At 44.8% G+C, this 12685-nt stretch carries 9 protein-coding genes; 8 read left to right on the forward strand and 1 reads right to left on the reverse strand.

Annotation, left to right across the window (positions count from 1 at the left end; translation table 11 throughout):
• Positions 1-179 precede the first annotated feature (179 nt).
• From IGJ74_RS01070 to IGJ74_RS01085, 4 genes are all read left to right on the forward strand, one after another.
• Positions 180-1946, forward strand: coding sequence for a DUF2264 domain-containing protein (locus IGJ74_RS01070; protein ID WP_087664776.1), 1767 nt, complete (start codon positions 180-182; stop codon positions 1944-1946).
• A complete protein-coding gene (locus IGJ74_RS01075; protein WP_087664777.1) occupies positions 1921-2748 on the forward strand; it encodes a DUF7402 domain-containing protein in 828 nt (275 codons plus the stop codon). Before IGJ74_RS01070 ends, IGJ74_RS01075 begins: the two co-directional genes overlap by 26 nt.
• A 150-nt stretch (positions 2749-2898) precedes the next feature.
• Positions 2899-4062 carry a glycoside hydrolase family 88 protein gene (locus tag IGJ74_RS01080; protein ID WP_087664778.1) on the forward strand — a complete coding sequence of 388 codons (1164 nt, stop codon included), beginning with the start codon at positions 2899-2901 and terminating at the stop codon, positions 4060-4062.
• Positions 4063-4075: 13 nt separating this feature from the next.
• Positions 4076-5851: a glycoside hydrolase family 35 protein gene (locus IGJ74_RS01085; RefSeq protein WP_087664779.1), complete on the forward strand. Its 1776-nt coding sequence runs from the start codon at positions 4076-4078 to the stop codon at positions 5849-5851.
• A 24-nt stretch (positions 5852-5875) separates the two neighbouring features.
• Here the strand turns inward: IGJ74_RS01085 and IGJ74_RS01090 are convergent, their stop codons facing one another.
• Positions 5876-6583, reverse strand: a complete 708-nt coding sequence (locus IGJ74_RS01090) for a GntR family transcriptional regulator (RefSeq protein ID WP_034878155.1) — start codon at positions 6581-6583, stop codon at positions 5876-5878.
• A gap of 190 nt (positions 6584-6773) precedes the next feature.
• Here IGJ74_RS01090 and IGJ74_RS01095 point away from each other — a divergent pair, with 190 nt between their 5' ends.
• The 4 genes from IGJ74_RS01095 (at position 6774) to IGJ74_RS01110 (ending at position 12680) form a co-directional block, all read left to right on the forward strand.
• Positions 6774-7736: a PTS mannose/fructose/sorbose transporter subunit IIAB gene (locus IGJ74_RS01095; RefSeq protein ID WP_176374310.1), complete on the forward strand. Its 963-nt coding sequence runs from the start codon at positions 6774-6776 to the stop codon at positions 7734-7736.
• A gap of 140 nt (positions 7737-7876) precedes the next feature.
• Positions 7877-8665 carry a PTS mannose/fructose/sorbose/N-acetylgalactosamine transporter subunit IIC gene (locus IGJ74_RS01100; RefSeq protein ID WP_005226797.1) on the forward strand — a complete coding sequence of 263 codons (789 nt, stop codon included), beginning with the start codon at positions 7877-7879 and terminating at the stop codon, positions 8663-8665.
• Entirely contained in the window at positions 8649-9458 is an 810-nt protein-coding gene (locus IGJ74_RS01105) for a PTS system mannose/fructose/sorbose family transporter subunit IID (RefSeq protein WP_430608677.1), read from the forward strand. The genes IGJ74_RS01100 and IGJ74_RS01105 overlap by 17 nt, the downstream gene beginning before the upstream one ends.
• A 204-nt stretch (positions 9459-9662) precedes the next feature.
• Complete coding sequence (locus IGJ74_RS01110; protein ID WP_087664781.1) at positions 9663-12680, forward strand: polysaccharide lyase 8 family protein; 3018 nt, start codon at positions 9663-9665, stop codon at positions 12678-12680.
• The last annotated feature ends 5 nt before the right edge of the window (positions 12681-12685 follow it).

Here is a 12685-nt window from a genome sequence, read left to right on the forward strand (position 1 = left end):
TGCTAGTTAAAAGAAAATGAAGGCAAGAAAATCAATCCCAAAAGATTTGTTAACAGGTTAAGTCAAAAATCCCTCAAAAGCTTTTCTCATTTTTCAGAAGTATTGCCAGTAGAAAATCGCTTGATAAAAAAGTCGTGGCTTGCTATTCTGTTCTGTAAATTGACAGAAGGAGATGGCGTATGAAGCAAATGGCAATCAAAGAGAATCCGTTTTTGACGCGTCTGGATTATCAGCGGGCAGTGGAAGACATGATCGCTCCTTTGCGAGAAGCGATCTTGGCAGATGACTATCCAGGATTGAATCTAGGTAGCAGTGGGGCCGTGTATGACCGAACACGGGCTGAGATGGAAGCGCTTGTGCGTCCTTTGTGGGGGCTGGCGCCTTATTGGAGGATTTGCTCAGATGATCCGTTACGAGCAGCTTATGTGGAAAAAGTGATCGCGGGGACAGATCCTGAACACGCATTTTACTGGGGAAGCATCACGGATTATGATCAATACATCGTGGAAGCAGCCGCATTGTCATTGACTCTTTTATTGCAAAAGGACGCTTTTTGGACAGCGTTGCCGCAGAAGAACCAGCGAAAGCTAGTGGCTTGGCTATCCCAAGCACTTGAGTGCAAGATTCCTAAGAACAACTGGACATTTTTCAAAGTGTTGATTCGCGTTGCCCTGTTTCACTGTGGGGAACCGTTGACAAAAGAAGCATTGTCCCAAGAGTTGGCATTGATCGATTCCATGTACGTTGGCGATGGTTGGTACGTAGACGGGAAAACGACGCAGCGAGATTACTACATTCCTTTTGCGTTTCATTATTACGGCTTGATTTACGCTACATTTATGCAAGACGAAGATCCAGAATGGGCGCAGCGTTTTAAAGAGCGAGCCACGCTATTTGCGCAAGACTTCGTCTATTATTTTGATGAAGATGGCGAAGCCTTGCCCTATGGCCGCAGCCTGACTTATCGGTTTGCGCAAGGGGCGTTTTTCTCGGCACTGGTTTTCGCAGACGTCGAAGCTATCCCATGGGGACAGGTGCGAGGACTACTGGCGAAGCACTTGCGCAATTGGATGGCACAAGAAATTTTCACTTTCGATGGTCGCTTGTCCATCGGGTACCACTATGAAAATCATGTAATGGCAGAAGGGTATAATGCACCAGGCTCGCCTTATTGGGGGCTGAAGACCTTTTTGCTTTTAGCGGTCGCAGAAACGCATCCTTTTTGGCGGGCTGAACCTGAGCCGATCAAAAGAGAGCCGCAAAAACGGATTGAAAAAGGCAATATGTTGCTGGTGCACAATGAAAAAAGCCATCATCTGTTGGGGTATCCTGCAGGCTTGATGCTTGAACAGCAAGCCCATGCTCAAGCAAAATACAGCAAATTCGTCTATTCGAGCAAACTTGGTTTCAGTGTGCCGAAAGCTGGCGTCACGTATGCCGAAGGCGCCTTCGATAGCACATTAGCTATTGCTCGAGATGGCAGCTATTTTCGCACGAAGGGCGCAGTCAGGGATTATCGAGTGACGGAAAAAGGGGTCTTTTACCAATGGGCACCCTTTGAGGAGGTAGTGATTGAAACTGAGATTTATCCCTTTGGTCAGTGGCATGTGCGCGTGCACGAGTTGACGACGACGATTTCGTTGGACCTCCGTGAGGGCGGGTTTAGTGTACCGCTAATCGGACGGTTGCCTCAGGCCCAAACAGGACCGACCTGGAGTCGAGTCAGTGAAGGAGGCTTTTGTTCTCAAATCATCAACATCGAAGGCTATCAACAAGCCAGTATTGTTCAGCCAGAAGCCAATACCTCCGTCTTTTTTCCAAGAACTAGTTTTCCATACTTAGCAAAACATATTCCACCAGGGAAGCACCGTTTGATTTGTTTAGTCGGTGGTATCGTAGAAAAAGAAAGGAGCGATCCAAATGATTACGCTAGCAATAAAAAATAAGCAGGACCAGGTGATCGTCGGTCGCATCGACCATGAAAAAGAACCCGCGCCGTTTCAAGTTTCTGGTGATGATTTGGCCGTATTAGCCATTAAAAACTATCCTTATGAGGAAGGGGATAAGATCGTCGTTGAGGTGACGGGGGAGAATCCGTATTATGTCCTTCAGCTTGATGAAACCTTAGCACCATCACTGATCTATCTTTCCCAATCCACTTGGGAATATCAGATCCCTTGGACGGAATCTCATCGAAAGTCCTCGGTGGAAACGGCCTTTACCTCGCAGCGCCATCACCTGATGGTGCGCAAAGCCCATGCGTTTGAGATCACGAATTATCAAAATTTATCCTTCAATGCCCATGATCAAAAGTCAGCGACAGGGGCGTATCCTCATGCTTCAGCGAATGTGGAAACGCGAGATGATTCCGTCTTTTTTGCCAAGAATGCGATTGATGGAAAATATGGCAACCGATCCCACGGGTCGTATCCGTTTGCTTCTTGGGGCATCAATCAGCAAGCCGATGCTGCATTGACCATTGAGTTTGGTCGTCCCGTCTTGATTGATCGGGTTCGCTTCCTATTGCGGGCAGATTATCCCCATGATAGCTATTGGACCAAAGGGACCTTGGTCTTTGCTGATGGAGAAGAGCTGGTGGTGGAAACGACAAATACGGCGTCTTTTCAAGAAGTTCGTTTTCCAAAAAAAGAAACGACTAAGCTGACCTATAAAGAGCTGCAAAAAGCAGAGGATGATTCCCCCTTCCCAGCTCTTACACAAATCGAAGTATTTGGTTGGAACTGTTAAAAAAAGAGGACGAGAGTATGACAGGTCTGCATTTGTGTGCAGTTGTCATGCTCTTTTTTTTAGGAATCAAGGAAGGAAGGTCGCTTTTTTTGTGCGTTTACGTTATAATGATTTAAGTTAATATGTTAACAAGTTAAGAGGAGGGTAAACATGCGTCTGCAAGAGAACAAACAACGCTTGATCCTGTTAGGAGAAAAAGTGACCGATGTGTGGTTAGCGGATAAAATCACCGCGTGCATCCAACAGATCGAAAAAAATAGTCAGCGCTTTGGCACACAGTTTCCTTCAGCCTGTGCCACCAATGGCAAATATCGGCTGAAAGGCAACGATGATTGGACCAATGGCTTTTGGACGGGGATGTTGTGGCTCGCCTATGAGTGGACCAAAGAAAAGAACTTTTTGACTCGAGCTATGGAGAATATTGACAGTTTTCAAACGCGCTTAGACGACCATTTTGTATTAGATCATCATGATATCGGGTTTTTATATAGCTTATCCGCCGGTGCTGGCTACAAGATCACTGGCGATGAACACTGCAAGCAAGAAGTCATTCAAGCAGCAGATGTTTTGTTGGCACGTTTTCAAGAAAAGGGGGAATTTATTCAAGCTTGGGGCACTTATGGCGACCCACAAGAATACCGCTTGATTATTGATTCGCTACTGAACTTGCCGCTTTTATTTGCAGCAACCCAATTATCGGGAGAGACTCGTTACGCAGAGGCCGCGAGTAAGCATTATCAGACAGTGCGAAAGACTGTCATCAAAAATGACGCCACCACCTTTCATACGTACTATTTCGATCCAGAGACGGGACAGCCAAGTCACGGTGCGACGCATCAAGGAAATAGCGACCAGTCGATTTGGGCACGAGGGCAAAGCTGGGCGATTTTAGGGCTTCCTTTGAATGAAAGCTACCTGCATAGTCAGCCTTTTCCAGAAAATTATTCGCAGATCGTGGAGGTGTTCTTAGCTCATTTGCCAGCAGATTTGGTGCCGTATTGGGACTTTGATTTTAACGACCAACATCCTGCTGAAAAAGACAGCTCAGCTTTAGCGATCGCAGCTTGTGGCTTGTTGGAAGCAGAGAAAATGGGGGCGTATCCTGATGCCCAAAAAATCGCTAAAGGGATGCTTTACCAATTAGGCGAGCAGTATGCAGCGAGCCAAGTGCCAGAAAATGAGGGCTTATTGCTACATGGTGTGTATGCTCATGCGGAAGGCAAAGGCATCGATGAACCCAATCTTTGGGGAGACTATTTCTATTTAGAAGGATTGATCCGATTGGCATTGCCTAATTGGCAAAGATACTGGTAAAGGGGAAGACGACATGCGAACGTTTGAGATAAAAGAAGATTTTTTGTTAGATGGAAAACCAATCAAATTGATCAGCGGAGCGATCCATTATTTCCGTATGACACCGGCGCAATGGACAGATAGCCTCTACAATCTAAAAGCACTGGGAGCCAACACAGTTGAGACCTACATTCCTTGGAATCTCCACGAACCTCGTGAAGGAGTCTACGACTTTGCAGGAATGAAAGACATTTGTGCTTTTGTAAAGCAAGCCCAAGCGCTAGGCTTGATGGTCATTTTGCGGCCTTCCGTCTACATTTGTGCTGAATGGGAATTTGGCGGGCTGCCAGCTTGGCTGTTAAACGAACCGATGCGGTTGCGCTCAACCGACCCACGCTTCATGGCAAAGGTGCGTAACTATTTCCAGGTCTTGCTGCCAAAACTTGTGCCGTTGCAGATCACACATGGGGGACCAGTGATCATGATGCAGGTGGAAAATGAGTATGGCTCTTATGGAATGGAAAAAGCATATTTGCGCCAGACCAAAGAGTTGATGGAAGAATGCGGCATCGATGTACCCTTGTTTACTTCAGATGGGGCATGGGAAGAAGTCTTAGACGCTGGGACATTGATTGAAGACGACGTCTTTGTCACAGGCAATTTCGGCAGTCGTTCCAAGGAAAATGCGGCTGTGATGAAAGAGTTTATGGCAAAACATGGCAAAAACTGGCCCATCATGTGCATGGAATATTGGGATGGCTGGTTCAACCGCTGGGGCGAGCCGATCATCAAGCGAGACGGTCAAGACTTAGCTAATGAAGTCAAAGAGATGTTAGCGGTCGGCTCCTTGAATCTCTACATGTTCCATGGAGGCACGAACTTTGGCTTTTACAATGGCTGTTCCGCTCGGGGAGCGCTGGATCTACCACAAGTGTCCAGCTATGATTACGATGCTTTACTGACAGAAGCAGGAGAACCTACCGACAAATACTATCATGTACAAAAAGCCATAAAAGAAGCCTGTCCCGAAGTGTGGCAAGCCAAACCACGGACCAAGCAATTAGCGGCATTAGGAACCTTTCCCATCGAAAACAGTGTCTCATTATTGGCTATCAAAGATCAGCTGATGGCACCACAAGAAAGCATGTATCCTCTAACAATGGAAGCTGCCAGCACAGGCTACGGCTATTTGCTCTATTCGGTTCAGTTAAAAAACTATCATCGAGAAAACAAATTAAAAGTGGTAGAAGCTAGCGATCGGTTGCATATTTTTACCGACGGCCAATTACAGGCGATCCAATACCAAGAAACGCTAGGTGAGGAGCTGTTGATCCAAGGGACACCAGATAAAGAAACCATCGAGCTAGATGTCTTAGTAGAAAACTTAGGGCGCGTGAACTACGGGTTTAAATTGAATGGGCCTACACAAGCCAAAGGCATCCGTGGGGGCATCATGCAAGATATTCATTTCCATCAAGGCTATCGTCATTACCCATTGACGCTTTCCGCAGAACAGCTACAAGCCATCGATTATCAAGCAGGAAAAAATCCGACACACCCCTCCTTTTATCAAACGACCTTCACGCTGACAGAGGTAGGAGATACGTTTATCGATTGCCGTGGGTATGGGAAAGGCGTCGTTATCGTCAATGGCATCAATCTTGGTCGCTATTGGCAACGTGGCCCCGTGCATTCCTTATACTGTCCGAAAGAATTTTTGAAAAAAGGCAGCAACGAAGTCGTGGTATTTGAAACCGATGGCGTTGAGATCAAGGAACTCGTTTTCTGTGATCAACCTGTCGTAGAATAAAAAACTAGAAGTAGAGACCCAAATTTACGCGGGCTCTACTTCTATTTTTGTTTTGAAATATTTCCAATGCTTGTAGCTGACGATGTATTCAGCGACACTTCCATCTGCCAAATAGGAGTGCTTGACTTGTTTGACCGCAGGCTCTCGGAAGCTCAGTTGCAATAAGTTCAACAATTCAGCGTCATCAGGAAAGACGATTTCGTTGGTTTCAACAGAAGCCAATGAGAAAAGGTCGATCGCAAAGTCTTTTCGGACCCGCTCATAAACACTAGCATATTGGTTGAGGTTTTTGGCGATCGGTTCTTTCATCAGCTTCTTCGGCAAATGAGTGATGTGAACCAAGAAAGGAACGTCGCCAAAATAGCGGACTCGTTTGATTCGGTAGTAGGAAGCACTGGCAGCCAATCCTAATTCTTTCAAAATCTCTGGGTCATTTCCTTCTTCCACCGCAAGGACCTTGACCTTTTCTTGGTCCAGTGAATGCAGCTCAATGTCGGAAAACTTCACACTCTGAGATACTTTTGCTTTTGAAACAAAGGTCCCTTTGCCTTGGATGCGATACAGATAGCCAGCACTCGTCAATTCATTCAACGCTTTGACTGCCGTGATCGAACTAACAGAATACATCCGCTTGATATCCGCCTCTGAATAAAACTTATCGCCGGGAATGAATTTATGGTCTTTGATTTCTTGTAAAAGATCTTGCTTGATCTGCTCATACTTTGGCAGCACAGTGGTTTCCCTCCATTCCATATGAATACATCAAGCATAACATGTTAAATCCTTTCCTGCCACTTAATTAGTGTAGAAAATTCGTTGTTTTCCAGTCTATACAGGCCTGAAAAATAAAATTCAATATGTTAAGATATTAGGTTTACGAATGGCTTGCCATGTGGTATAGTATGCTTACAAGGAACATAACATGTTAAGTGGGGCGACCTGCGGAGTAGGAGGGAAATTAGTGGAAAACATTGTATTGATCAGTCATGGCGGCATGGCAGAAGGGGTCAAAAGCAGTCTGGAGATGATCGTAGGCCAGCAAGCAAACGTTCACACCGTTTCATTACGACCAGATAGTGACAATCTACAATTTGAGAAAGAATTGAACGAGAAAATGAAAGCCCTTAACGGTCCAACATTGATTATTGCGGATTTATTAGGAGGAACCCCGTGCAACGTTGCAGTCAAGAATTATTTAGAGGATGACGAAGTGGCGATCTTCGCTGGAATGACATTGTCCGTAGTGATCGAGGCAGTCGTCAATCAACGAGCGACGATCAAAGAGCTGCTTTGCTTAGCCAAAGAAAACATCGTTGATGTCAAAGCAGGGATGAACCAAGCAGAACAAGAGATGTTAGAAGAAAAGCAAGAGGAATTAGGGGATTACAGTGCGTATGCTGGGCAAGAAAATATCGTCAATAGTCGAATCGATGAGCGCTTGATCCATGGACAAGTCGCCGGTATCTGGTCCACCAGTTTAAACACGCAACGGATCATCGTAGCCAATGATGAAGCCGCCGTAGACCCATTACAAAAATCTTCTTTACGAATGGCAGCGCCAACTTCGATGCGACTTTCGGTCCTTCCGGTGGCAACGGCAGCCAAAAATATTCGCGCCGGTCGTTATGGAAAACAACGGTTGTTTTTGCTTTTCAAAAATCCCCAAGATGTTTTGCGTTATATTGAAGCAGATGGACCGATCAAAGCGATCAACGTCGGCAACATGAGCTACAAAGAAGGCGCACGGGAAGTGACCAAAAGCATTCAAGTACTGCCAGAAGAAGAGCCGATCTTTGAAGCGATCGCCGCAAAAGGCATCACCGTCACGGCACAGCTTGTACCCAATGAACCATCGATCGACTTTATGAAGAAATTACGAGGATAAACCAGGCAGGGATTGAATCGAGGAGAATATGTAGCGGAAGATTTGTCAAAAAACGAGTGTTTTTCACGATTTATCTGAGGCGACATAACGATCGATAACTAGCCAGTTAAGACTCGTTCATACAATTAGGAGGAAAATTCATGCATTTAGCAGCGTATCAAATCATTCTTATTACTGTTTATGCTTTTATTGCTATTAATGATTCACTTATTTCCAATACGTTGACCCAACCAGCGATCGCCGGAATGATTTCTGGAATGATCATGGGGGACTTAAAGACCGGTTTGATGGTCGGTGGGACCTTACAGTTGATGCGTTTGGGGATCGCCGCATTTGGTGGTGCATCCGTCCCGGATTATTTTACCGGCGCAGTACTGGGAACAGCGTTTGCCGTGATCTCAGGAAACGGCGCGGAATATGGCATCGGCTTAGCAGTTCCAGTGTCCTTGCTGATGCTGCAACTGGATGTCGTGGCTCGTTTTTGTAACGTATTTCTACTACACCGGATCGATAGAGCCATCGACAACATGCAAGTCAAACGAATCCCACGGTTAGTTTTATCGGGTTCTTTCTTATGGGGATTGTCACGGGCGATTCCGATTTTATTGATGCTTTTAGCTGGAGATGCAGTCGTTACGACGATTACCGATAACACGCCAGAATGGCTGATGACCGGACTAAAAACCGCTGGTGGCGTCTTGCCAGTCGTCGGGGTAGCGATCTTATTGCGCTACTTGCCAACAAAGCACTACATTCCTTATTTGTTATTAGGCTTCTTTTTAGCTGCGTATCTGCAAGTACCAATGCTCGGCGTTTCCATCATCGGACTTGTAGCAGCAATGTTAGTCTTTAAACGTGATAGCGAAAAAGGCACGGTTGCAACGGCAGCTGCCGGAGATTTTGAAGGAGGATATGATGGCGATGAGTGATCAAAAACTGACAAAAAAAGAGTTGAATACCATTAGCTGGCGTTATATTTTGGCAAGCCAATTAAACTGGAACTATGAGCGAATGATGAGTTCGGGCTACCTTTACGGCATCCTGCCCGTCTTGAAAAAATTCTATGGCCATGATGAAACCCAGCTGCAAGATATGCTGCGGACCCACAATCAATTTTTTAATACCAATGCGATCTTTGGGAACTTGATCATGGGGATCGATGTCGCTATCGAAGAACAAGACGGACACAAAGCCAAAGAAACGATCATCGCCTTGAAAACGGCCTTGATGGGTTCCTTAGCCGGTGTCGGTGACTCCTTGTTCAACGTGATTTGGGGAACGATCTTTGGCTCTGTTGCTGGCACATTGGCGCAAAATGGTTCCGTCGTTGGTTGTGTCATCTGGATCATCGCCAACATCGCGTTACTTTTCGGTCGGGCAGCGTTGCTTCCCTTAGGTTACAAACAAGGGGTCAAATTAGTGACGACCTTGAAAGACAAATTATCTGCCTTCACTAATGCCGCAACCGTTTTAGGGGTCACAGTGATTGGTGCTTTGATTCCCTCTGTCGTTAAAGCGACCGTTCCTTTTGTCTATAAAAAAGACGGCGTCGAATTAGTGATCCAAGACACGTTGGATGCCATCTTGCCATCCCTTGTACCTATCTTGCTCGTCTTGCTGACCTACTGGATGTTAGGCCAAAAGAAACTAAATTCCACTCGAGTGATTTGGATCATCTTGATCTTGTCGATCGTTTTGAGTGCGTTTGGTATTTTGGGTTAGGAAAGAATCATGGTGTAAAAGGAAATGGGCAGCTGCTGTGATTGTTTTGTAAATCGTATAAGCAGTTAGGGTAGTCAACCTGTTTTCTTTTTTAGAATAGTTGAAATCAATGGAAAAGAGTGCGGAAATGAATTTCTTCACTCTTTTCCCATTCCACGAAATGATAGCGCTATCTTTTGCGCGGGGAAATAGGAGGAGTAAAGGATGGAAAAAGGGAAAAAATATCTGCTGATCATGGGGTGTTTCTTGTTGCTGTATTCGGTAGTTGGCGCCACTCGTCTTTCTGGAAATGCCGAGGAACAAATACCCGAATTGCCGGAAGCAGAATCGATCTATCACTCGGATTTTTCTAACCAGAAAGGGTCTTGGCAAGATTTAGTCGGGAAAGCCGAAGTAGCACAAAATGCTACTGGTTTAATGATCAGTAATACGAAGCAAGGCACCAATCTGGAATCAGTAACGCTCAACAAAGATGCTCCCAAGCGGTCTTCAGGGGATTTTGAAACTACTTTCTTATATGAAGACCAAGCGAACATTGGGGTGGTCTTTCGCGCAGATGAACAAAAGACAGATCAGTGGCAATCGTTTGCTTATAATCGTGATGGGCAGTGGCAACTTGGTCAACCAGGTGGAAAATGGCTGACAGCTATTTCTGGACCTACTTTGATTGCGGGACAAAAATATGAACTCTTGCTTCAGTATGAGGGCTCGAGTTTTCGTGCCTTTTTAAATGATCAGCTATTTTATGAGAATCAAAAGGTAAACTATCCCAATGGTACGGCAATTGATGGGGACTGGTCTGGGTATGTGGGTATCCGTTTGTTTGGCAATTTATCTAAGCTGAAGGTATTATCGATGCGCAGCGGTCCTATCGGCAGCTTGCCCGTGGAAGATCATACAGCAGAATTTATGCAGCTGCAAGAAAAATGGCAAAATCAACTGGTTTCCGATCGCTATGATCCAAATAATCCGACTATGGTTGATTACGTGCAGATGGTCACCTCAGAAGCTGAGGCGTTGTATCAAACCATAAATAAAGCATCTGATCGAACGAGCCTATGGCCCCTCGAACAAGGGAATACTGCTTCAGCGGATGTAACGACTCAATTTACAAAATTACAGAAAATGGCTTTAGCCTATGGTACGAAAGGTAGTTCTTTGTATCAAGATGATGCAGTGGCGACGACGATTATTGATGGGATAGATTTCATAGTCACTCGAAAAGGGTATGATGGGAAAAAGTACCATGGAAACTGGTGGGATTGGCAAATCGGTGTCCCGCAAAAACTGATCAGTACTTTAATGATTTTAGGCGCTGAGTTACCGTCCGAGAAATTACAGCAATACACTGCCATTATCAGCAGTTATGTACCAGATCCCTTCAAGCAATTGTATACGAAGACACAAGGCAGTTTTACTGAGCTTGCTTTTATTCCAAATTTTGTGACTTCTGGTGCTAATCGTACAGATCTCGCGCTTACTGTATTAGGCTTGGGCATTTTGCAAAGGGACGCTGGGAAAATCACGCAAGCTTCAGCAAGTATCGAAGAAGTATTTCAGTTAGTCACAAAAGGCGATGGTTTTTATAAAGATGGTTCCTTTATTCAGCATAATACGATCCCTTATACTGGTTCTTATGGAAATGTACTGATCAAGGGTGTGGGACAAATTCTAGCTATCACGCAAGGATCAAGTTTTGAGATGGACGCTGATCTCGTACAAACGTTTGTTAAAAATGTTGATCAAGCATTCTTGCCGTTGATCTATCAAGGAGAAATGCTGCCGTTGGTCAATGGTCGTTCGATTTCAAGAGCTCCAGCCAAAACCAAAGCCGGCTATGGCTCATCAACAGTCTATAATTTGTTGATCGTATCCCAATTCGCACCAACCCAATACCAGCAAAAATTCCGTGAAGCTGCCAAGTATTGGCTCAAAGAAAATCCAGACTATTATTTGACGAATGCAAGAGACTTCAATGATTTACAAATGACAATGAATCTCTTGGCAGACCCATCGATTACAGGGGATGCATTACCTTTTACGGGAACAAAACTGTACGCTTCAATGGATCGCTTTGTTCAACGAACAACTGATTATATGGTGGGTTTAGGACTATATTCCAGTCGCATTTCTTCCTTTGAAGCTGGCAACAAGGAAAACAAGCGTGGGTGGCATACAGCAGACGGGATGCTCTACCTCTATAATGATGATCAAGTTCAATTCAATTCTAGCTATTGGCCGACCGTCGATCCATATCGCTTGCCAGGAACAACCGTGGACACCATACAATTAGCGGATGAAAATTCAGCTTTTACAACGGTAACGTCTCCAGAAAAGTGGGTAGGCGGTGTGGCTTATGATGGTGCAGCTGCGGTGGGAATGGCATTAAACAAAACGGGTACAAAAAATAACGGGAATGTTTTACCTATGAACGTGCGGGCAAAAAAATCGTGGTTTATCATTGATGGGCAGATTGTCGCTTTAGGTGCGGGAATCACTGGTGATACGACAGCTTCTATTGAGACGGTCGTGGATAATCGCTTACTAAACGATGCGTATACTTATCAAATCCTTTCTGATCAAGGAAGTATTGATCAGTTAAATGAAACAAGTAGCAAGCAGTGGTTGTTGTTAGACTCCGATCATTCCCAGGCCAATATCGGTTACTATTTTCCAGAAGAAACGACAGTAAACGTGGTAAGTGAAACACGAACAGGCAGCTATACAGAAATCAATGAGGCCTTTCCAAGTAATGCGGTTTATACCGGAGAATATCGAAAATTCTTGATCAATCATGGCAAAAATCCCATGGAGGATCATTATGCGTATGTCATGTTGCCAGGTATGAATGAAACAGAACTGACTGCCTATGCCCAAGAAGAACCGCTGGAGATTTTAGCCAATACCTCGGAAGTTCAAGCAGTAAAACTTGATCAAACTGACTATTTAGGTATCAATTTTTGGCAGAATGATGGAGGTAGTGTCGCCGATATTACTACTAACAAACCTCTTTCATTGATTAGAACAAGTAGAGAAGGCAAAACCATCTATGCCTTTTCTGATCCAACTCAAACAACGACTACCATGACCTTAAAATTGCCAAAAGACTACCAAAAAATCGTTTCTCAAAGCGATGGAATCAGTTATGATGCTTCGACGAATCTATTTACGGTGAACTTTGCGGAGCAAGACGGTGGAAATAAAGTGATTGTAGTCGAGTAAGGTGT

This window comes from Enterococcus sp. AZ009, assembly GCF_050548785.1.
In the GTDB taxonomy this organism is placed as follows: Bacteria; Bacillota; Bacilli; order Lactobacillales; family Enterococcaceae; genus Enterococcus_D; species Enterococcus_D entomosocium.